At 52.1% G+C, this 20,549-nt stretch carries 21 protein-coding genes; 8 read left to right on the forward strand and 13 right to left on the reverse strand.

Annotation, left to right across the window (positions count from 1 at the left end; genetic code table 11):
* The first annotated feature begins 6 nt into the window (after positions 1-6).
* From artJ (ACIPUG_RS03815) to artJ (ACIPUG_RS03830), 4 genes are all read left to right on the forward strand, one after another.
* Entirely contained in the window at positions 7-738 is a 732-nt protein-coding gene (gene artJ / locus ACIPUG_RS03815) for an arginine ABC transporter substrate-binding protein (RefSeq protein WP_203450360.1), read from the forward strand.
* An 11-nt stretch (positions 739-749) separates the two neighbouring features.
* Positions 750-1,466: an arginine ABC transporter permease ArtQ gene (gene artQ / locus ACIPUG_RS03820; protein ID WP_010277263.1), complete on the forward strand. Its 717-nt coding sequence runs from the start codon at positions 750-752 to the stop codon at positions 1,464-1,466.
* On the forward strand, positions 1,466-2,134 hold the full coding sequence (gene artM, locus ACIPUG_RS03825; protein WP_010277266.1) for an arginine ABC transporter permease ArtM: 669 nt from the start codon (positions 1,466-1,468) through the stop codon (positions 2,132-2,134). The genes artQ and artM overlap by 1 nt, the downstream gene beginning before the upstream one ends.
* A gap of 231 nt (positions 2,135-2,365) precedes the next feature.
* Positions 2,366-3,097, forward strand: coding sequence for an arginine ABC transporter substrate-binding protein (gene artJ, locus ACIPUG_RS03830; RefSeq protein WP_010277268.1), 732 nt, complete (start codon positions 2,366-2,368; stop codon positions 3,095-3,097).
* Positions 3,098-3,462: 365 nt separating this feature from the next.
* Here artJ (ACIPUG_RS03830) and rlmC read toward each other — a convergent pair whose 3' ends face one another.
* The 9 genes from rlmC to nfsA all read right to left on the reverse strand — a co-directional run bounded on the left by rlmC (position 3,463) and on the right by nfsA (position 12,413).
* Positions 3,463-4,596, reverse strand: coding sequence for a 23S rRNA (uracil(747)-C(5))-methyltransferase RlmC (gene rlmC, locus ACIPUG_RS03835; protein ID WP_400337357.1), 1,134 nt, complete (start codon positions 4,594-4,596; stop codon positions 3,463-3,465).
* Positions 4,597-4,721: 125 nt separating this feature from the next.
* On the reverse strand, positions 4,722-5,174 hold the full coding sequence (locus tag ACIPUG_RS03840) for a YbjO family protein (protein WP_039509103.1): 453 nt from the start codon (positions 5,172-5,174) through the stop codon (positions 4,722-4,724).
* A 207-nt stretch (positions 5,175-5,381) separates the two neighbouring features.
* A complete protein-coding gene (gene potI / locus ACIPUG_RS03845) occupies positions 5,382-6,227 on the reverse strand; it encodes a putrescine ABC transporter permease PotI (RefSeq protein ID WP_010277277.1) in 846 nt (281 codons plus the stop codon).
* Positions 6,224-7,189 (reverse strand): putrescine ABC transporter permease PotH, encoded by a 966-nt coding sequence (potH, locus tag ACIPUG_RS03850; RefSeq protein WP_400320901.1) that lies wholly within the window; start codon positions 7,187-7,189, stop codon positions 6,224-6,226. The genes potI and potH overlap by 4 nt, the downstream gene beginning before the upstream one ends.
* Before the next feature lie 14 nt (positions 7,190-7,203).
* Positions 7,204-8,337 (reverse strand): putrescine ABC transporter ATP-binding subunit PotG, encoded by a 1,134-nt coding sequence (potG, locus tag ACIPUG_RS03855; RefSeq protein ID WP_039501328.1) that lies wholly within the window; start codon positions 8,335-8,337, stop codon positions 7,204-7,206.
* Between the two features lie 202 nt (positions 8,338-8,539).
* Entirely contained in the window at positions 8,540-9,649 is a 1,110-nt protein-coding gene (gene potF, locus ACIPUG_RS03860; RefSeq protein ID WP_014915052.1) for a spermidine/putrescine ABC transporter substrate-binding protein PotF, read from the reverse strand.
* A 371-nt stretch (positions 9,650-10,020) separates the two neighbouring features.
* Entirely contained in the window at positions 10,021-10,500 is a 480-nt protein-coding gene (locus tag ACIPUG_RS03865) for a YbjN domain-containing protein (RefSeq protein ID WP_039275494.1), read from the reverse strand.
* 265 nt (positions 10,501-10,765) lie between these two features.
* Positions 10,766-11,677, reverse strand: coding sequence for a 30S ribosomal protein S6--L-glutamate ligase (gene rimK / locus ACIPUG_RS03870; protein ID WP_014915049.1), 912 nt, complete (start codon positions 11,675-11,677; stop codon positions 10,766-10,768).
* A 16-nt stretch (positions 11,678-11,693) separates the two neighbouring features.
* Entirely contained in the window at positions 11,694-12,413 is a 720-nt protein-coding gene (nfsA, locus tag ACIPUG_RS03875) for an oxygen-insensitive NADPH nitroreductase (RefSeq protein ID WP_400337359.1), read from the reverse strand.
* Between the two features lie 308 nt (positions 12,414-12,721).
* Here nfsA and ACIPUG_RS03880 point away from each other — a divergent pair, with 308 nt between their 5' ends.
* The gene (locus ACIPUG_RS03880) at positions 12,722-12,988 is read left to right on the forward strand and encodes a GrxA family glutaredoxin (protein WP_010277298.1); all 267 of its coding nucleotides are present in this window, start codon (positions 12,722-12,724) and stop codon (positions 12,986-12,988) included.
* Between the two features lie 93 nt (positions 12,989-13,081).
* Here the strand turns inward: ACIPUG_RS03880 and ACIPUG_RS03885 are convergent, their stop codons facing one another.
* Positions 13,082-13,453 carry an inner membrane protein YbjM gene (locus ACIPUG_RS03885; protein ID WP_039509094.1) on the reverse strand — a complete coding sequence of 124 codons (372 nt, stop codon included), beginning with the start codon at positions 13,451-13,453 and terminating at the stop codon, positions 13,082-13,084.
* A gap of 376 nt (positions 13,454-13,829) precedes the next feature.
* Between ACIPUG_RS03885 and ACIPUG_RS03890 the strand changes: the two genes are divergently transcribed.
* From ACIPUG_RS03890 to deoR, 3 genes are all read left to right on the forward strand, one after another.
* On the forward strand, positions 13,830-15,518 hold the full coding sequence (locus tag ACIPUG_RS03890) for an aspartate:alanine antiporter (protein WP_010277302.1): 1,689 nt from the start codon (positions 13,830-13,832) through the stop codon (positions 15,516-15,518).
* A 338-nt stretch (positions 15,519-15,856) separates the two neighbouring features.
* Positions 15,857-16,525, forward strand: coding sequence for a deoxyribose-phosphate aldolase (deoC, locus tag ACIPUG_RS03895; protein ID WP_400337362.1), 669 nt, complete (start codon positions 15,857-15,859; stop codon positions 16,523-16,525).
* 31 nt (positions 16,526-16,556) lie between these two features.
* Positions 16,557-17,330, forward strand: a complete 774-nt coding sequence (deoR, locus tag ACIPUG_RS03900; protein ID WP_400337364.1) for a DNA-binding transcriptional repressor DeoR — start codon at positions 16,557-16,559, stop codon at positions 17,328-17,330.
* On the opposite strand, the gene ACIPUG_RS03905 is transcribed toward deoR, so the two are convergent.
* From ACIPUG_RS03905 to ACIPUG_RS03915, 3 genes are all read right to left on the reverse strand, one after another.
* Entirely contained in the window at positions 17,327-18,532 is a 1,206-nt protein-coding gene (locus ACIPUG_RS03905; protein ID WP_400337366.1) for a serine hydrolase, read from the reverse strand. The genes deoR and ACIPUG_RS03905 overlap by 4 nt on opposite strands.
* Before the next feature lie 284 nt (positions 18,533-18,816).
* Positions 18,817-19,476, reverse strand: coding sequence for a methionine ABC transporter permease (locus tag ACIPUG_RS03910; protein ID WP_014915042.1), 660 nt, complete (start codon positions 19,474-19,476; stop codon positions 18,817-18,819).
* Positions 19,469-20,485, reverse strand: coding sequence for a methionine ABC transporter ATP-binding protein (locus ACIPUG_RS03915; RefSeq protein WP_400337368.1), 1,017 nt, complete (start codon positions 20,483-20,485; stop codon positions 19,469-19,471). The genes ACIPUG_RS03910 and ACIPUG_RS03915 overlap by 8 nt, the downstream gene beginning before the upstream one ends.
* Positions 20,486-20,549: the final 64 nt, after the last annotated feature.

A 20,549-nucleotide genomic window follows, 5' to 3' on the forward strand; every position in this document is an offset into this window, starting at 1 on the left:
ATGATAATGAAAAAATTGATTGTTGCAGCCTTATTCGCCGTTGGTGCCGTCTCTGCTAACGCCGCAGATACCATCCGTTTCGCAACCGAAGCCTCCTACCCTCCGTTCGAATTTGTCGATGCCAATAACCAAATCCAAGGTTTTGATATCGATCTGGCCAATGCGCTGTGCAAAGAAATGCAGGCGACCTGTACGTTCAGCAATCAGGCCTTCGACAGCCTGATCCCCGGCCTGAAATTCCGCCGTTTCGAAGCCGTCATCGCGGGAATGGACATTACCCCTGAGCGTCAGCAGCAGGTGTCGTTCACCCAGCCTTACTATGACAACTCAGCTCAGTTTATTGCCCAGAAAGGGAAAGTGGCCGATATCGCCGCGCTGACGGGCAAACGCGTTGGCGTACAGAATGGTACCACCCACCAGAAATACCTGATGGAAAAGCATAACGATATCAAAACCGTGCCTTACGACAGCTACCAGAATGCCGTGCTGGACCTGAAAAATGGTCGTCTGGATGCCGTGTTCGGTGACACCGCCGTGGTTAACGAATGGCTGAAACAGAACGATACGCTGGCAACCGTGGGTCAGAAAGTGACGGATAAAGGTTACTTCGGTATCGGTCTGGGCATCGCCGTGCGCCAGAACAACGATGAGCTGCTGAAAAAATTCGACACTGCGCTCAACAAAATCAAGCAGGATGGCACTTACGAGACCATCTACAAAAAATGGTTCCAGCAGTAATCTGACGCTCAATGATTGAATTTCAACCTCTTGCAAGCGCCGCCGGGATGACCGTCGGCCTTGCCGTTTGTGCACTGGTGCTCGGCCTCGTGCTGGCGATGCTGTTTGCCGTTTGGGAAACTGTCCGCTGGAAAGCCGTTAGCTGGACGGGAACCGCAGTCGTGACGCTGTTGCGCGGCCTGCCAGAAATTCTGGTCGTGCTGTTCATCTATTTCGGCTCTTCTCAGTTGCTGATGATGCTGGCAGACGGATTTACCCTGAATCTCTTCATCGTGCAGATTCCGGTAAAACTGGATATCGGCATGTTTGAAATCAGCCCATTCCTGTGCGGCGTGATTGCGCTGGCGCTGCTGTATGCCGCCTACGCATCCCAAACGCTGCGCGGCGCGCTGAAAGCCGTCCCGCAAGGGCAATGGGAATCAGGTCAGGCGCTGGGACTCAGTAAAGCCGCGATCTTTTTCCGTCTGATCATGCCGCAGATGTGGCGTCACGCCCTGCCAGGATTAGGCAATCAGTGGCTGGTATTGCTGAAAGATACCGCGCTGGTGTCGCTGATCAGCGTGAACGATTTGATGCTGCAAACCAAAAGCATTGCGACACGGACGCAGGAGCCATTCACCTGGTACGTTGTCGCGGCGGCGATCTATTTGATTATTACGTTGTTAAGTCAGTACGTGCTGAAACGCATTGAACTGCGCACCACGCGTTTTGAGCGGAGGCCTTCCTGATGCTCGCTTATTTACCTGAGCTTGTAAAAGGCCTGCACACCAGCCTGACCTTGACGGCGGTCTCCATCGTCGTGGCGCTGGTGTTATCGCTGCTGCTGACTGTGGTACTGACGCTCAAAACGCCGGTCATCTCGCTGTTGGCGAAAGGCTACATTACGCTGTTTACCGGTACGCCGCTGCTGGTGCAAATCTTCCTGATTTACTACGGCCCTGGGCAATTTACCTCTATCCAGCAAATCCCCTGGCTGTGGAATCTGCTTTCACAACCGTGGCTGTGTGCGATGGTGGCACTGGCGCTCAATAGCGCGGCTTATACTACGCAGCTTTTCTATGGTGCGGTAAAAGCGATTCCTGCCGGACAGTGGCAATCCTGTGCCGCGTTGGGCATGGATCAGAAGCAGACATTACGTATTTTGCTGCCATTTGCGTTTAAACGTGCGCTGTCTTCTTATTCAAATGAAGTGGTGCTGGTGTTTAAGAGTACCTCACTGGCTTACACCATCACGCTGATGGAAGTGATGGGCTACAGCCAGCTGATGTACGGCCGGACGTATGATGTGATGGTGTTTGGTGCCGCTGGGATTATCTACCTGTGCGTCAACGGGTTACTGACACTACTGATGCGCTGGGTTGAGCGTCGTTCGCTGGCATTCGAACGCCGCAATTAATGCTTATTGCATGTATCCACTTAGAAAGCAGGCTTTGATAGCCTGCTTTTTTTATGGCGTGCCATCCCTGACCGTCCTCCTTACGGGCCGTTGTTGACGTAAAAACATGCAATAAATCGACTTATTAATCATTTTAATTGCATATAAATTCAATTAATGGCATGGTAATCGCCATGACGTCGGAACCCTTCCGCACAGTTATCCTATAAGAAAAACAGACAGGAGTAGGTAATGAAAAAATTAGTGCTCGCCACGTTACTGGCAGGAATCGCCTTCAGCGCCACCGCCGCAGACACCATACGTTTTGCATCATCAGCTACCTACCCGCCATTTGAGTCACTGGATGCCAGCAACGAAATCGTCGGTTTCGATATGGATCTGGCGAAAGCGCTGTGTAAGCAAATGCAGGCGACCTGTACATTCACCAATCAGGCGTTTGACAGCCTGATCCCTGCGCTGAAATTCCGTCGCTATGACGCCGTGATTTCCGGTATGGACATCACGCCAGAGCGCAGCAAGCAGGTCGCGTTCACGCAGCCTTACTATGCCAACTCCGCCGTGGTTATCGCGCAAAAAGGGAAATTCAGCGACTTTGCCGCGATGAAGGGCAAACGCATTGGTATGGAAAACGGCACGACGCACCAGAAGTACATGCATGATAAGCACCCGGAAGTGCAAACTGTTTCTTATGACAGCTACCAGAACGCGGTACTGGATCTGAAAAATGGCCGTATTGATGGTGTATTCGGTGATACCGCTGTCGTCAACGAGTGGATCAAGGCGAGCCCTGAACTGGCAACGGTTGGCGAACATGTGACTGACGCGGAATACTTCGGCACTGGGCTGGGCATCGCCGTTCGCCCCGATGACAAAGCGCTGTTGGAGAAACTGAATAAAGCGCTGGACGCCATCAAAGCGGACGGCACTTATAAAACCATCAACGACAAGTGGTTCCCGCAATAAGGTTTGATCTGCGCGGTGTGAATGCACCGCGTTATAAAACGCCTCTACATTCCATGTCAGATAGTTCAAAGATTTCGTGCGTATTGATTACCGCATTTCTATGTCATTTCATCACACGCCCGACAAGGCGCGCTCAAACGCCGCAGCGCCTTGACCACTGGCTTTGATGGCGTGAATTGCGCCGCTGCGCGGTACCTTCGGCGTTCGTATCCGCTGTTCGGACCGTCTGCGACGCGTTCCTTACGCGGCGCAGACTTTCGCGGCGTCCATGCCGCTCATCCGGCGGCCACGCCCACCTCAGCGCAATTTTTTACGCCAACTGTGGCAACACCGTAAATAAAGTATTCAGATGTCCTGACTTTGCCTTAGCCATCCTCACGCTTCAATAACGTCAGCACTTCGTAATGTGCCGTGTGCGGGAACATGTCGAATAGCTGTACGCGTAGCGCGCGATAATTCGCCAATTCCGTCATGTCTTTCGCCATGCTTTCAGCGTTACAGCTGGAATAGAGAATATAGTCCGGTGCCATGCGGCTCAGGTAGGCGCACAGTTCGCTGCCGATACCGCGGCGTGGCGGGTTGACTAATACCAGATCTGGAATTTCCGCTTTAGCGGTCGCAAACTGCGTTGAATCCAGTGCCTGAAACTCTACCTGCTTCAACCCTAACTGTTCCGCAGAGCGACGCGCGCAGGCTATCGCCTCGGCGCTGATTTCAATCCCCGTCAGACGCATCTCCGATGATGCACAGTGCAGGCCAAAACCCCCTACCCCGCAAAACAGATCCCACATACTGGTAATATTCAGCTCTGCCACCCAATCGCGAGCCGTCGCATACAGCGCGGCTGCCACCTGCGGGTTCGTCTGGAAAAAACTTTGCGGACGGATATACAACGGCACCTGATTAAACTGTTCAGCCAGCGCGGCAGCGTCACTCAGGATAATCTCCGTTTTCCCTTCCATAATCGCCTGATGCACGGGCTGAATATTGACGGATATCACCTCAAGCTGTGGCAACTGCTGCTGTAGCCAAGGCAATGCGGCACGCAGCTGTGGCAGCTTGGTTTCCGAGCGTAAGACAAAGCGCAGCATGAATGTACCGTGCTGCGTACTTTCCGTCAGCAGTAGGTATTTCAGCTCCCCACGGCGTCGAGCCACGTTATAAGGCGTCAGTCCCGCCCGAGCGATGAAGACTTTAAGTATGTCGAAAATCGGTGCGAAACTGGACGGATAAAGCGGGCAATCGCAGAGATCCACCGCCGTTCCATCACGATGTAGCATTCCCAGCAGCGGGCGTTCCACGCTGCCGCTCACCACCATTTTGGCTTTATTACGAAAGGCAGACTGGGCAGAAGGCTGCACGGGCAACCAGCACTGCACGGCATGCGGTTGCAGCAAACCTTCAAGATGTTGCTGCTTATCAGACAATTGCTGCGGGTAGGCTTTTTCCAACCATTGGCAGGAACGACAGGTTCCCGTGCTGTAGCGGGCACAATGCATAAAAATCTAACTATTAAAATAATACGGAATGCGAGGATTATATCACCCTGACGGCGTCACCCTGCGACCTTTTGCCGATTTATGGGCGACGCCTTCAGCCAGAGTGGCCCATAAGAGAGAAATGTCTATTTCTGACGCAGAAAAAAACGCTTACTGCGTCGTGGCAGAAACAGTAAAACAATCACCAGAAGATCTGGGATCTTTTGCAACAGAAGTTGATGCAGCACGGCAGCGTTGTTTTCTCCTGAGATATGGAATATCGCTGGCATAAATTCACTCAGCGATGCCAGCAGCAGGTAACACACCACGACGGCCTGACAGACCACATACCCCCATCGTCCCCAGTTCACTCCGGCCAAAACGGCAAAACCACAGCGAATTTCAACACCGACGACAACCAGTGACAGCAGTAGCACCAGTGTTGAATCCCAGGCTTCTGCATTGCTGCCAATCCAGCCGCTCAAATCGCTGAACCCTAGCTCCCAGACAAGCAGCAAAATCCCCAAAACGCGGGTAGCAATAATCGCAATCCCCGCCACCATCACAGGCACCGGGGCATAAACTTTGCGTTGTGTTATTTCCTTCTTCATATACAGAATTTCAACGCTCTCCCTTCATGCGGTATTTACCCGCCAAAAATACAGCATCAATATAACGTCTGATGCCAATATAAAACTTGATAGTCATACAAAACTTGATTGCCATACAAAACAGCAACGCCCCCATACTCTGGCGGCGTTGCTGGTCATCTTCGCTAGGCTAACAAATTACGGTGAGAGATCGAATCAGCCGCGTCTCGCTTTTTGCATATCGCGATAGCGCTGCTTTTCTGCCCTCGCCATAAACCACCAGGCGATAAACCCAATAATACCAACGACTAACAATATCAGGGAAGCCAATGCGTTAATTTGTGGATTAACGCCCATTCTGACACTGGAGAACACCAGCATTGGCAACGTTGTCGAGCCGGGCCCTGCCACGAAGCTGGCGATAACCAGATCGTCCAGCGACAGCGTAAACGCCAGCAGCCAGCCGGAAAGCAGCGCAGGAGCAATCATCGGCACTGTGATAATGAAGAATACCTTGAGCGGGTTCGCGCCCAGATCCATCGCTGCTTCTTCAATCGAACGGTCCAGTTCACGCAGTCGCGCGCTGATCACCACGGTGACATACGCAGTACAGAACGTGACGTGTGCCAGCCAGATGGTGAGCATTCCCCTTTCCGCGGGCCAACCAATGGCATGCCCTAATGCCACAAAGAGCAACAGCAGCGACAGGCCGGTAATCACATCTGGCATAACCAGCGGCGCTGTCAGCATAAAGGCAAACCCATTGGAGCCACGGAAACGGCCAAAACGCACCATGACCACGGCGGCGATCGTGCCAAGAATCACGGCCATCGTGGCCGAGGCGGCAGCAATCGTCAGGCTCAGGAGTACCGCGCTGATCATCGCCGTATTGTGGAACAGCTCGACGTACCAGCGTGCCGACCAGCCAGCCCATACGGTCACCAGCTTGGAGCTGTTGAACGAGTAGATCACCAGCATCAGCATCGGCGCATAGAGGAACGTAAAGCACAGCACCAAAATCACAATACGCCACGGTGAGCGAACAACAGGTAAATTATTCACGCCTCACCCTCCGCCGTTTTGCTCTGATGTTTGTGGAACCAGATAATCGGCATAATCAACAGCAACAGCATGACGACGGCAACGGCAGATGCCACTGGCCAATCGCGGTTATTGAAGAATTCCTGCCACAGAATACGGCCAATCATGATGCTGTCCGGCCCGCCGAGCAGTTCTGGAATCACGTACTCCCCCACCGCTGGGATAAAGACCAGCATCGAGCCTGCAATGATTCCACCTTTCGTTAACGGGACGATCACGCTGAAGAAGGTTTTCAGCGGTCGCGCTCCGAGATCCAACGACGCTTCCACTAACGAATAGTCCAGACGCATCAGCGCGGTATAGATCGGCAGCACCATAAATGGCAGATAGGAATACACAACGCCGATATACACCGCCAAATTGGTATGCAGAATAACCAGCGGTTCATCGATCACGCCCAGCCACAGCAGGAAGTTATTCAGGATACCGTTATTTTTCAGAATCCCCATCCAGGCATAGACGCGAATCAGGAATGATGTCCACGATGGAAGAATCACCAGCAACAACAGGATATTACGCGTTGACGGTTTACTGTGCGCCACTGCCCAGGCCAGCGGGTAACCGATAAGCAGGCAGCACAGCGTCGACACGGCAGCAACCTGAAGCGATTGCATATAGGCATCGAAATACAGCGGATCGTCCAACAAATGCAGGTAGTTCCCAAGGTTCAGGGAAATATCCAGCTTGCCGTCCAGCCACGAGACCAGATCGGTATACGGCGGGATCGCCCGCGCCATCTCTGCAAGACTGATTTTGAACACGATCAGGAACGGCAGCATGAACAGCAGCAGCAGCCACAGATATGGCAGCGCGATGACCAGCTTACGCCCGTGTTTTTGACGCCAACGCGCCATCAGTACACGGAACCAGAGTCTGGCCTTGCCCGGTGGTTCCGCCGTGTTATGTTCGGGAAATAAAGTCATGACATTCTTCCTCGCTACACCGTCAGAACCACACAGCTATCGGCATCCCAACACAGCCGAACCTCATCTCCCCAGGTCGGTGTGCCTTTGCGATAGCGGTAGGCATTTTGTAACTGCGCGCTGATGATTTGCCCGCTATTAAGCCTGACGTGGTAAATCGACAGGTCGCCCAGATAGGCGATATGCACCACTTCCCCTACTGCGAAGTTACAACCGTCGGCCGGCACTTCTTCGCACAGCATGATTTTCTCTGGACGCAACGCGATGTAGACCGGAACGCCATCGACCACCGAGACATCCGAATCCACCTTCAGCGGATGCACGAGTCCAGGGCTTTTGATGATCAGCGCATCGTCCTGACGTTCCTGCAAGATCCCTTCAAACATATTGACTGAGCCGATGAACTCCGCGCTGAAACGCGTGTTCGGATGCTCATAAATCTCTTCCGGCTCGCCAATTTGTACGAACTTACCGCGATTCATAATGGCAATACGGCCAGCCATCGTCATGGCTTCTTCCTGATCGTGCGTTACCATCACGCAGGTCGCGCCCACACGCTCCAGAATATCGACGACTTCAAGCTGCATGCGGTCGCGCAATTTTTTGTCCAGCGCGCCCATCGGTTCATCAAGCAGCAGCAGTTTAGGGCGCTTCGCCAGACTACGAGCCAGCGCAACACGCTGGCGTTGGCCGCCAGAAAGCTGATGCGGTTTACGATTGGCGAACTCTTGCATGTGCACCAGCGACAACATCTCTTCCACACGATCTTTGATTTCTGCACGCGGCAGTTTGTCCTGCTTCAGACCAAACGCGATATTCTTTTCCACCGTCATGTGTGGGAACAGCGCATAAGACTGGAACATCATATTGATGGGACGCTGGTAAGGCGGCACCAATGATAAATCCTGACCATCCAAAAAAATCTGCCCCTGCGTGGGGAGCTCAAAACCTGCCAGCATACGCAGCAGCGTGGATTTCCCACAGCCGGATGCCCCCAGCAGCGCAAAAATTTCGCCTTTATAAATAGTCAGACTGACATCATCAACGGCGGCCTGACCGTCGAACGACTTCGTCAGGTTACGCACTTCCAGCAGCGGTGTGGCTGCTTTTTGAGGTTTTGATTGAGGGCGGGGGATCGCGTCATTCACTTCGCATTGCTCTCCGGCAAAAGCAGAACAAGCCACACCGCAGATGCCGCCATTCGGCGCTTTTTGCATTCAGCAGTGTGACACAATATAGAGCGCGAACAGGCGGATTATCCGCCTGTTCTTTGCCACGTTTTATACCCATCCATCAGGTTGCCACAACCAGCAACCCTCAAGCTCTTGGGCACTATCCAGATCCAAGAGGCTACTTGCCGCTTTTAACCTTAGTCCATGCACGCGTACGCGTACGGTCAATCTGAGGAGATTGCACCTTAAGCGTAAACAGTTTGGCACGCACATCCGCCGGCGGATAAACGCCTGGGTTGTTACGAATCTCTGCGTTTACCAACGGCAAGGAGGCCAGATTACCGCTCGCGTAATACACATGGTTACTGATTCCCGCCATCACTTCCGGTTTCATCAGGTAATCCAGAAACGCATAGGCTTCATCCAGATTTTTAGCATCTTTTGGAATAGCGAGGACATCAAAGAATGCCAACGCGCCTTCTTTCGGAATGCTGTATTGGATATTCACCCCGTTCTTCGCTTCTTTCGCACGGTTTCCTGCCTGCAGGATATCGCCAGCCCAGCCTACTGCGACGCAGATATCGCCGTTTGCCAGATCGTTGATGTACTGCGATGAATGGAAGTAGCGAATGCTCGGACGCAGTTTCAGCAGCAGGTCGGTCGCAGACGTGGTGTAATCACCCGGTTTGGTGCTGTTTGGATCTTTACCCTGATAGTTCAGCACGGTTGCGAAGATCTCTTCCGGTGCATCCAGGAAGGAGACGCCGCAGCTTTTCAGCTTTTCCAGGTTCTCCGGCTTCAGAACCAGATCCCAGCTGTCAACCGGTGCATCGGCACCCAGCGCGGCTTTGACTTTCTCAACGTTATAGCCGATGCCCGTGGTCGCCCACAGGTAAGGCAGGGCATATTTATTCTCTGGATCGTGCTGCGCAATCAGCTTCATCAGATCAGGATCCAGATTTTTGTAATTCGGTAACTTGCTCTTGTCTAATGGCTGAAAAACTCCCGCAGAGAGCTGGCGCTCCAGGAAGCTGGCAGAAGGCACCACCAGATCAAAACCCGTGCTGCCCGCCATGAGCTTGCCTTCCAACACTTCGTTGGAATCAAACACGTCATAGACGACTTTAATGCCGGTTTCTTTCTGGAAATTGGCTAACGTGTCCGGCGCGATATAGTCGGACCAGTTATAAACATGCAGCGTTTTCTCTTCCGCAGATGCGGTGACGGACGCGGCCATCAGCAAGCCGGTAACAACACCCGATAGCCATTTTTTACGTTGGGTGAACATCCGTTCCTTCCTCCATTCAAGGGGGTGATTCGTGGGAGTAGTATGTATCGTTCCGATACAAAATATGTCCTGCCGCGCTCTCCAATCGGTGAATGAGTATGCACCGATTTTTATTCGCCCAGACACACACATAGCCCTGATTCCGCTGTCTGTGTCTTACAGGAATAAAGCATAACCCCACAACATCGTGTGCACCATACTTGAACGTAAAAAATGGGTTTTAACGATTATTTATTCACATTTTATCGATGTGATGAAGGCGTTTAGCGGCAAACAAAGAGAAATATCTGGCAATAATGCGAAATAACCAGAATAAATGGCGGTGAAAGGAAAATAAGTAAAACCAATTGCTGCCGTTGGCAGCAACCGTATCAATGCAGATGAGAGGTGGTGACTCTGGCAGCAGAGCCCTCTTCTTCCTCACCAATAAACAGCAGATTATTAGCGCCGGCCTCAAGGATCACCATTGAGATTTGTTCTTCGGACTGCTGCATGAAATGTCTGAATTGTTCCAACGTCATGCCAGCGGCTACGCTGAATGACTGGCAGACAATCAGTTTCGGCAGATTATCATCCTGGACGTCGATAAACGCCTTGACGGTCAACGAGCTGGCATTGATTTGGCTCAGATCGCCAACCAGAGGAATCAACGCGCTGGGCTTCACTTCGGCAAGAGCAGAAAACAGAATCACGTTATCTACCAGATCAACTTTCGCATCGAACACGCCATCAAAATTTTGCATATGAGGAAGATGGAGCGCCTGACAGGAATCACATTCGAAATACAGAATGTTCAGTTGATCCAGCCACCGCCGTAGCATAGCCAAATCCGGGACGATGAGTGAATCCATCATGTTTGCCTCATACCTGCCGCCGTACAGACAGCGTTGTTGAAAAGAAAACACCGTTTACACAGAAGCGATGTTAAAACAGAAACAGCGTTAAAAACGGCCCATAGCTTACGGAATATTGCGCGACGATGCCATGATAAAAGCGCCCCGCCACCCGCTTTCCCCGTTCCGCGGCACGTGACGTACCGGATAGCGCCGCTGTCCAGTGCTTACACGCCAAAATAAGGAACGCCGTATTTTACGGCGCGGCCCCTGTTTCAGAAAGCTAACTTTTGCTTATTGTTGCCGATATTGCGAAGCGCCTCTGGGTATTTTGCTCAATAAACTCAATCATCATACCGGCAATATCGAGTCCGGTCGTCGTTTCAATCCCTTCCAGCCCCGGCGAGGCGTTGACTTCCATCACCAGCGGCCCCCGATCGGCACGCAATATATCGACGCCCGCGATATTCAGCCCCAGCGTTTTTGTCGCCTTGATAGCAATCGCACGCTCCTGCGCCGTAATTTTCACTTTATTCGCCGACCCGCCGCGATGCAGGTTTGAACGGAATTCCCCCGCTTTCGCCTGTCGCTCAATCGCCGCCACAACGCGGTTGCCAATCACAAAACAGCGGATATCTTTCCCCTGCGCTTCATGCACATACTCCTGCACCAGAATGTGCGCATTCAGCCCGCGAAAGGCATCAATCACGCTTTCCGCCGCCTGTCGCGTCTCGGCCAATACCACACCAATTCCCTGCGTGCCCTCCACCAGCTTTACAACCAGCGGCGCACCACCCACCATCGCAATCAGATCGCCGGTATCATCCGGCGAATGAGCAAATCCGGTGATCGGCAGGTCAATCCCCTCACGAGCAAGCAGTTGCAGCGAATGCAGTTTGTCGCGGGCGCGAATAATGGCGACTGAATTATTCAGCGGGTAGCTGCCCAGCATTTCAAACTGGCGCAATACCGCCGTACCATAAAACGTGATTTGTGAACCGATACGCGGAATAACCGCATCAAATTTATCCAGCCGACGCCCTCGGTAATGCACCGACGGCGCCGCCGAATTGATATTCATGTAGCAGGAAAGCGGGTCGATAATCTCAACGCTGTGTTGGCGCGCCTCAGCCGCTTCACGCAGACGTTTGCAGGAATATAACGCCCCATCACGAGACAGAATGGCTATCTTCATAAATATCCTACGGATACTAACGTATCGCCCATCCTTGTTGATGTAAGTAGTCCAGCATGAATGGACGTAACTCTTTTTTCAGCGTCCGTTCCACGTGCTCACTCCAGCTTTCACGACGACTACCGGTACGTTGCAGATAATATTCCACCATCTGCTGGTCGTATTGCGCCAGCACATCGCGGTCGAGCGGCTGATAGACATTTTCATGCAGCATCATCGCGGTTGGCATGCGCGGTTTCAGCATGGGGTCCGCGTCTGGATGCCCCAGACACAGACCAAACAACGGCAGAACTAACGTTGGCAGTTGCAACAACTGCGTCACGTCAGCGATTCGATTGCGGATCCCGCCGATAAATACCCCACCCAACCCCAGCGATTCGGCGGCAGTCAGTGCATTCTGCGCCATGAGCGCGGTATCGACACAGCCAATCAGCAATTGCTCAGCCAGCCCGGTTTCTGCCTGTGGGAAGATCGCCACATGCCGGTGGAAATCGGCACAAAATACCCAAAACTCTGCCGCCTGCGCCACATAGCCTTGCTCGCCAGTATAGTGAACGAGCGTTTCACGCACGGCAGGATCGGTAATACGGATAATTGAGCTGCATTGTAAAAAACTGGAGCTGGACGCACTTTGTGCGGCGCTAATGATGGCGTGGCGTTGCTCATCCGTTATGGCCTGAGACGTAAACGCGCGAATAGAACGGTGGCGCTGTAGCAAATCAATCGTTGGTGTCACACTGGCATCCTTCAGTCGGTAAAGTACATCTCATAGGCAGCTTGAAGTATGACGAAATTATATCGTAGCTCGGGCGGAATCTGCATTACCCCACCACCTAATAGCTTCAGCAAATCGTTGTAACAGGTAATGACTACTTTTTTTCATCAATGAATGCGGGCATAGTATTGATAAATTTCGGTATAGTGACGCGATTCGCAGTAACCTCATTAACCGTAACATTTTTAGCCGTGACCTCGTCTGTAATGGGCGTCACGCTATACGTTTCAAGAATGAGAACATTTTTCTAATTTTACAAAGGAGTTTACATGTTCGCTGTAATTTTCGGGCGCCCCGCTTGCCCTTATTGTGTACGTGCGAAAGAACTGGCAGAGAAATTGGCCGAGCAACGTGATGACTTCAGCTTCCGCTATGTAGACATTCACGCAGAAGGCATTTCGAAAGAAGATTTGTCCAAGACGGTAGGAAAGCCGGTTGAAACCGTACCGCAGATTTTCCTGGATGAAAAACACATCGGCGGCTGCACCGATTTTGAAGCCTATGCTAAAGAGCATCTGGCTCTGTTCCAGTCATAATCATCGAACTGACAGAACACCTAGATCATCGAACTGACAAAACAATAGCGCGGCGACAGTCCGCGCTTTTTTATGGGTTCGGAATCGCGTCCGTCAACGCAGATAGCGCCGATAAAGACTCCGCAAACACAGCACGCCCATTGCCCCCAACACGCACCAAAAAACCGCACTCATCACGTAGGCCAGCTCTTGCCAGAAAGAGCGCATTGGCGTATTCCACAGGTGGAGCACCAGCAAACACACGGGCATTGCCGCCAGTGCGCCAAATAGCGGGTAAAGCAGGCGACCGCGCGCGGAAAGAAAACAGGCCACCATGCCGGGCAGCAGAAAAAGCAACATTCCTGGACTACCGCGTAGCCCATCACTCGCCGCAACCTCTGATGCCTCAATCTTTTGACTCAGAAACACGACGGTGAACAATAAAAAACAGCAGGTCGCACCAACCCAGCCTTTATTTCTTGCCATAAATCGCCCCCACTCAATATGCCTCCCAACCTGCCTCAACCAGATACCGAAAATATGCGGCATGGTAAAAATGATTGGTGTATCTATTCCCCGATATGAAAAACATGAGGCTTCGCTACGATTTATTCGACACGCAGGCTGTCCACAGAAAAAGACGATAACCCAGCGCATTTCTTCAACAGCGACACCACAATCATTAAATTAAACAATAATTACACTGAACAATTTTTATCGGATAAATTATACTGAACGAGGCTGATTCCTTTCAGCTGACGCGTATTGATACCGTCACGGGAATTCATGCATTTCATGGCTAAATCTAGCCGCTATAATGAATAACATCAAGAACTTACTGGTAAACAACAAGTTACATTCCATGAATATAAACGTCGCTGATTTGTTAAATGGGAATTACATTTTACTTTTATTCGTGGTTCTTTCATTAGGACTCTGTCTGGGGAAATTGCGCCTCGGGCCAGTACAACTCGGTAATTCCATTGGAGTTTTAGTTGTTTCTTTATTACTCGGCCAACAGCATTTTTCGATTAATACCGAAGCGCTGAGCCTCGGCTTTATGTTATTTATTTTTTGCGTGGGCGTGGAAGCTGGGCCAAATTTCTTTTCTATTTTCTTCCGCGACGGAAAGAATTATTTCATGCTAGCTCTGGTGATGGTCGGCAGTGCTATGTTACTGGCGTTAGGCTTAGGGAAATTCTTTGGTTGGGGAATTGGCCTGACGGCGGGGATGCTGGCCGGGTCCATGACTTCAACGCCGGTGCTGGTCGGTGCGGGCGACACGCTGCGTAACACTGCCAGCTTGGGTAATCAGCTCGGTATCGAGCAAGATCACCTGAGTTTGGGCTATGCGCTGACGTATCTGGTCGGGCTGGTCAGCCTCATTTTTGGCGCACGCTACCTGCCCAAACTCCAGCATCAGGATTTGCCTACCAGCGCTCAGCAGATTGCACGCGAGCGAGGATTAGACCCAGACAGCCAGAGAAAAGTGTACCTGCCAGTGATTCGCGCCTATCGTGTCGGGCCGGAATTGGTTGACTGGGCGGATGGCAAGAATCTGCGCGAGCTGGGGATTTATCGCCAGACTGGCTGCTACATCGAACGTATCCGACGCAACGGGATTTTGGCTAACCCGGATGGTGACGCCGTCTTGCAAATCGGCGATGAGATCGCGCTGGTCGGCTATCCCGACGCCCATTCTCGCCTGAACTCCAATTTCCGCGATGGCAAGGAAGTTTTCGACCGCGATTTGCTGGATATGCGCATCGTAACGGAAGAGATTGTCGTCAAGAACCACAATGCCGTCGGCAAACGCCTGAGCCAATTGAAGCTGACCGATCACGGTTGTTTCCTCAACCGTATTGTCCGTAGCCAAATTGAAATGCCGATTGACGATAACGTCGTGCTGAATAAAGGCGATGTCTTGCAGGTCAGCGGTGACGCCCGCCGGGTAAAAAGCATTGCTGACAGAATCGGCTTCATTTCTATTCATAGCCAGGTCACAGACCTACTGGCCTTCTGCGCCTTTTTCGTCATCGGCGTGATGGTCGGGCTGATCACCATCCAATTCAGCAACTTCACCTTTGGCATCGGTAACGCGGCTGGATTATTGTTCGCCGGTATCATGCTGGGGTTCCTGCGCGCCAACCATCCGACCTTCGGCTATATTCCGCAAGGCGCGCTTAACATGGTCAAAGAATTCGGTCTGATGGTTTTTATGGCTGGCGTTGGCCTGAGTGCAGGTAGCACCATCAACAGCAGCCTGGGCGAGGTTGGTATTCAGATGCTGGTTTCAGGGCTGATCGTTAGCCTGCTGCCGGTGGTGATTTGCTTTCTGTTTGGTGCGTATGTGTTGAAAATGAACCGTGCGCTGCTGTTTGGTGCCATGATGGGTGCACGAACCTGTGCCCCCGCGATGGAAATTATCAGCGATACAGCACGCAGTAACATCCCTGCGCTCGGCTATGCGGGTACCTATGCTATCGCTAACGTGCTACTCACCTTAGCAGGTTCACTGATCGTGGTTATCTGGCCTGAACTGCCCGGCTGAGAAAGTGTAAAAAATCGTCAATATTATTTTCTCAAAGCCAGAACTTTTTCTTTGCCCTACAGTCTGAATAAGTGCCACTGCTTTTCTTTGATTCCCCTTATTGAGGAGCCCATCGTTCCCGCCTTTCAGGTTCAAGAACGATGGGCGTTTTCTTTTCCGCTCTACGTTAGCCAAAACACCTCACCTTCTTACTCTTCATGCGTCTGTTATCACATTCACTTCATTTTTTGTTATTAAAATAACAAAAATTAATTTTATTGTTATTTTTGTGACATTAAAATCATTGAGTGTCATAATCACGCTATCTGATTTCTTATCTCCACCTCCAAGGATTTACCATGACTGACTACGCTCGCTATATCGACCACACACTGTTGGCAGCCAATGCCACCGAACAGCAAATCGCCACCCTGTGCGATGAAGCGATCGCTCACCGTTTTTATGCCGTCTGTGTTAACTCAGGTTACGTTCCTCTGGTGGCCGAAAAGCTGAAAGGCACGGAAGTACAGGTATGTTCTGTTATCGGTTTCCCTCTTGGTGCAGGCCTGACATCCAGCAAAGCTTTTGAGGCGAAAGCGGCGATTGATGCCGGTGCGCAAGAAATTGATATGGTGATTAACGTTGGCTGGTTGAAAAGCGGGAATGTTGCTGCCGTCAAAGCGGATATTCAGGCCGTGCGTGAGGTTTGCGCCGCTATACCGTTGAAGGTAATATTGGAAACCTGTCTGCTTAATGACGAACAGATTGTTCTGGTGTGTGAAATGTGTCGTCAGTTGGATGTCGCGTTCGTCAAAACGTCTACCGGTTTCAGCACGGGCGGTGCTCGTGAAGAACACGTTCGACTGATGCGCAGCACCGTCGGCAGGGACATGGGTGTCAAAGCATCCGGCGCGGTTCGCGATCGCCAAACGGCACAGCGTATGATTGAAGCAGGCGCCACGCGTATCGGCACCAGTTCAGGCGTCGCTATCGTTTCAGGTGAAGCTGCCGCAGCAGGAAACTACTAACAACAAAAATAGCTTACTAGCAGGGAATTTTATGGAAACGCGGCGCGACGAACGCATCGGCAGACTGGCTCAGGCATTAAAGAAAACCGATAAACTCCATCTTAAAGACGCCGCACAGCTACTCGGCGTGTCCGAGATGACCGTGCGCCGCGATCTGAATGCCGATTCCACCAGCGTCATGCTGCTCGGCGGCTACGTGGTTAGCGACCTGAAGAATAACGGCGCCACGAACTATTTTGTCTCCGACCAGCAGACCAAGCACGTAAGAGAGAAGCAGGCTATCGGTACTGCAGCTGCCTATCTGGTGGAAGAAAACGATACCGTTTTTTTCGACTGTGGCACCACAATTCCTTTCATCATTGATGCCATTTCTGATGAGTTGCCCTTTACCGCGATTTGTTATTCCCTGAACACCTTTTTAGCACTACAGGAAAAAAAGGCGTGCAGAGTGATTTTGTGCGGCGGGGAATACCATCCAGATAACGCGATTTTTACCCCGCTCAGCCAGCGAAGTGAGCTGGACAACGTCTGTCCGAACAAAGCCTTTATCTCTGCGGCGGGTATCGAACTGAGCGCGGGAGCCACCTGCTTTAACTTTGCCGAACTGGGCATGAAGCAACGCGCGATGGCAACCGCACAGCGAATCATTCTTGTGGCGGACAGCAGCAAGTTCGGTCAGATTAAACGTGCCTGCATTGGCCCGATGACGCTGTTTGATACCGTCATTTCCGACAGCGCCCCGAGCGACGCCTACTTACGTTATTTTTCCAACAACGGCATTCAGTTAATCCACCCCGGAAATTAACTGAATAATCCACCGAACCACTGCTGAACCTTCATCATCACCGTATCCCAGAGGCGGCTAAAGAAACCAGCCTCGGGGATATCATCCATCGCGACCAGTTCGCGCTGCCCGATGCTCTTACCGTCCAGTTGGAAGTCGATAGTGCCGACAACCTGATTTTTGGTCAGTGGTGCGGCAAGCTGCGGCTGATTTAGCGTAAAGCTGGCTTTCAGGTTCTTCATTTGCCCTTTCGGAATGGTCAGCGCAGCATCCTGTGCGACGCCGAGTCGTGCCTCTTTCTCAGTACCAAACCAGACCCGCTGCGTAGTAAAAGGCGCATCCGTCTTGATAGGCGTTACCGTTTCGAAAAAGCGGAAGCCCCAGGTGAGCAGTTTTTCACTTTCACGGAAGCGAATGGCATCCGTTTGCGCGCCCAGCACCACGGAAATCAGGCGCATATTGCCTTCGGTGGCTGAAGCCACCAGATTGTGTCCTGCCCCGCTGGTGTGGCCGGTTTTCACACCGTCCACATTCAGGTTAGTGCTCCACAACAGACGGTTGCGGTTAGGCTGGCGAATATTATTGAAAGTGAACTCTTTTTCCTTGTGCAACGCGTATTCTTCCGGCACATCGCGAATCAGCGCCTGCCCTAACAGCGCCATATCACGTGCGGTGCTGTACTGCCCCGGCGCATCGAGACCGTGCACGGTCCGAAAATTCGTATTGGTCAGGTTAAGTGCCTTCGCATAATTGTTCATCAGGCTAACGAACGCATCCTGACTACCCGCGACGTAATCCGCCAGCGCGATGCTGGCATCATTGCCGGACTGAATGACAATGCCTTTATTTAACTCAGAAACGGGGATACGGTCGCCCGGCTTAAGGAACATCAGCGACGAGCCACGCAGCGCCGGATTACCGGTTGCCCAGGCATCTTTTCCGACGGTCACTTCATCCGTCGGACGAATTTTACCGGATTTGATCGCCTGCCCAATCACATAGCTCGCCATAATCTTTGTCAGGCTGGCAGGGTCAAGACGCTCATCAGCATTGCTTTCCGCCAGCACTTTGCCGCTGTGGTGATCGATCAGGATATAGGCTTTAGCATCAATCTGCGGCACCGCTGGCAACTGTTCCGCATAGGTGAATGGCACTAAACCAACAAGAAATACCGTACCTACAGAGAAAGACGTGAGTCTAGTCAGAAAAGGAGTTGTTTTCATGAGTTCGCCGCGATATCCATCAGTCGTTAAAAATTCTTAATTTTCAATATGTTTTGAAAACTTTAGCAACATATAAAGGTAACGCGTCATCTCTGGGATGAAAACCGTTCATTCTGTAAAGATAGTCAAAGAAATGAAAGCTTCTAAAAAAACGCAGATAAAAAAAGGACTTAGGGGAATTAAGGAATGTCTGAAAATGCAGACAGCAGGACTACCAGAAAAATAACGGATAGCACGAGGGACATGGCTGCGTAGCCTCCCTCGTACCAGTGATGGACATCCCCTTAGCGGCGTTCGCGCTTATCTGCACGTTTTGACAGCCAGTCACCCAGCGTCTGTACCACCTGTACCAGAATAACCAGCGCAATAACGGTAATCACCATTACCTCGGTTTCATAGCGGTAATAGCCGAAGCGGATCGCCAAATCCCCCACCCCGCCGCCGCCGACAATGCCCGCCATCGCCGAATAGCCAATGAGGCTCACTAGCGTGATCGTCAGGCCACGCAATAGTCCCGCTTTCGCCTCTGGCAGCAGCACCGTGCCGATAATACGCATCGGGCTGGCTCCAAATGCTTCGGCCGCTTCTACGATACCGGGGTCGATTTCACGCAGCGCGCTATCCACCAAACGCGCATAAAACGCGATCGCGGCGACCGACATCGGCACCGCCGCCGCTACAGGCCCAATCGTATTGCCTAAGAGACACTGCGTCAGCGGTAGCAGCAAGACCAGCAGAATCACGAAAGGAATAGAACGGATAATATTCACCAGTACCGTGCCAAACAGATAAACGGCGCGGTTTTGCCAGAACAGGTTCCTGTCGGTGACGTAAATGAGCAACCCCAACGGTAAACCGCCAATCACGGCAAGCAGCGTGGAGATCCCCACCATCTGGAACGTTTCGCCAAACGCCGCGACCAGATCGATCCATAAATCAGCCATGCAGCACCTCCACGTTCGCCGTTCTTACCTGAATATGTTCCACGGCTTCGGTCACTTTTTCGGGGTCGGATGGATGAGCCAGTAGCGCGACGAGGATGCCTAGCGCACGATTACCAATGTATTCGATCTTGCCGTGCAGAATATTAACGGACACGCCAAAGCGCATCGCCACGTCCGACAGCACGGGTTGCTCCGCCGATTCGCCAACGAACAGAATCTTCAGTAGTGTGCCCTGCAAATCCACCAGCAAGCGAGGCGGCAATGCAAGATCGAGCGTGTGGGATACCAGTTGACGCGTAAATGCGTGCTGTGGCGTCGCAAAGATATCGAAAACATCACCCTCTTCTACAACCTGCCCGCCCGTCATTACCGCCACGCGATCGCACACGGCCTTAATCACGCTCATCTCATGAGAAATCAGCACGATGGTAATGCCCAGTGTCTCGTTAATCTCTTTCAGCAACGCCAGAATAGCGGCTGAGGTTTCCAGATCGAGCGCCGACGTTGGCTCATCGCACAGCAATACTTCGGGATCGTTGGCAATGGCTCTGGCGATACCTACTCGCTGTTTCTGACCGCCGCTGAGCTGCGCCGGATAAGACGACGCTTTATCCGTCAGCCCTACCACGTTCAGGATTTCCGGCACGCGCACCGCGATATCCGCACTGGATTTCCCAGCGGCTTTTAGGCTGAACGCCACGTTTTCCGCCACGGTACGCGTCTGCATCAGGTTGAAATGCTGAAAGATCATGCCGATTTTCTGGCGCTGTTCGCGCAGCGGCTGGCCCGCTAATTCGCTGATGAGCACGCCATTGACGAGCACGCGACCCGCAGTCGGCCGCTGCAAGAGATTAATGGTCCGCAGCAGCGTGCTTTTGCCCGCGCCGCTGGTGCCGACAATCCCGTAGACCTCGCCCCGTTGGATGTGCAACGACACGTTGTCTACCGCGCGGTTTTCTGGTTGCTTCCCTTGTGAGAAGTCAACGCTTACCCCTTCTAGCTGAATCATTATCCGCAAACTCCTGGCCTGAGCGGAAAAGAAGAAAGCCGGTCATAGACCGGCCAAAAGATAT

Source organism: Pectobacterium sp. CHL-2024 (assembly GCF_044751765.1).
Classification (GTDB): Bacteria; Pseudomonadota; Gammaproteobacteria; order Enterobacterales; family Enterobacteriaceae; genus Pectobacterium; species Pectobacterium brasiliense.

Bases quoted from the DNA above. Each gene is read 5' to 3' on its own strand.
- artM (WP_010277266.1), top strand. From the start codon at position 1,466: ATGCTCGCTTATTTACCTGAGCTTGTAAAAGGCCTGCACACCAGCCTG.
- ACIPUG_RS03910 (WP_014915042.1), bottom strand. From the start codon at position 19,476: ATGGCTGATTTATGGATCGATCTGGTCGCGGCGTTTGGCGAAACGTTC.
- deoC (WP_400337362.1), top strand. From the start codon at position 15,857: ATGACTGACTACGCTCGCTATATCGACCACACACTGTTGGCAGCCAAT.
- ACIPUG_RS03885 (WP_039509094.1), bottom strand. From the start codon at position 13,453: ATGGCAAGAAATAAAGGCTGGGTTGGTGCGACCTGCTGTTTTTTATTG.
- artQ (WP_010277263.1), top strand. From the start codon at position 750: ATGATTGAATTTCAACCTCTTGCAAGCGCCGCCGGGATGACCGTCGGC.
- deoR (WP_400337364.1), top strand. From the start codon at position 16,557: ATGGAAACGCGGCGCGACGAACGCATCGGCAGACTGGCTCAGGCATTA.
- ACIPUG_RS03865 (WP_039275494.1), bottom strand. From the start codon at position 10,500: ATGGATTCACTCATCGTCCCGGATTTGGCTATGCTACGGCGGTGGCTG.
- potH (WP_400320901.1), bottom strand. From the start codon at position 7,189: ATGACTTTATTTCCCGAACATAACACGGCGGAACCACCGGGCAAGGCC.
- rimK (WP_014915049.1), bottom strand. From the start codon at position 11,677: ATGAAGATAGCCATTCTGTCTCGTGATGGGGCGTTATATTCCTGCAAA.
- rlmC (WP_400337357.1), bottom strand. From the start codon at position 4,596: ATGCATTGTGCCCGCTACAGCACGGGAACCTGTCGTTCCTGCCAATGG.
- ACIPUG_RS03905 (WP_400337366.1), bottom strand. From the start codon at position 18,532: ATGAAAACAACTCCTTTTCTGACTAGACTCACGTCTTTCTCTGTAGGT.
- ACIPUG_RS03915 (WP_400337368.1), bottom strand. From the start codon at position 20,485: ATGATTCAGCTAGAAGGGGTAAGCGTTGACTTCTCACAAGGGAAGCAA.
- potF (WP_014915052.1), bottom strand. From the start codon at position 9,649: ATGTTCACCCAACGTAAAAAATGGCTATCGGGTGTTGTTACCGGCTTG.
- ACIPUG_RS03890 (WP_010277302.1), top strand. From the start codon at position 13,830: ATGAATATAAACGTCGCTGATTTGTTAAATGGGAATTACATTTTACTT.
- ACIPUG_RS03880 (WP_010277298.1), top strand. From the start codon at position 12,722: ATGTTCGCTGTAATTTTCGGGCGCCCCGCTTGCCCTTATTGTGTACGT.
- artJ (WP_203450360.1), top strand. From the start codon at position 7: ATGAAAAAATTGATTGTTGCAGCCTTATTCGCCGTTGGTGCCGTCTCT.
- artJ (WP_010277268.1), top strand. From the start codon at position 2,366: ATGAAAAAATTAGTGCTCGCCACGTTACTGGCAGGAATCGCCTTCAGC.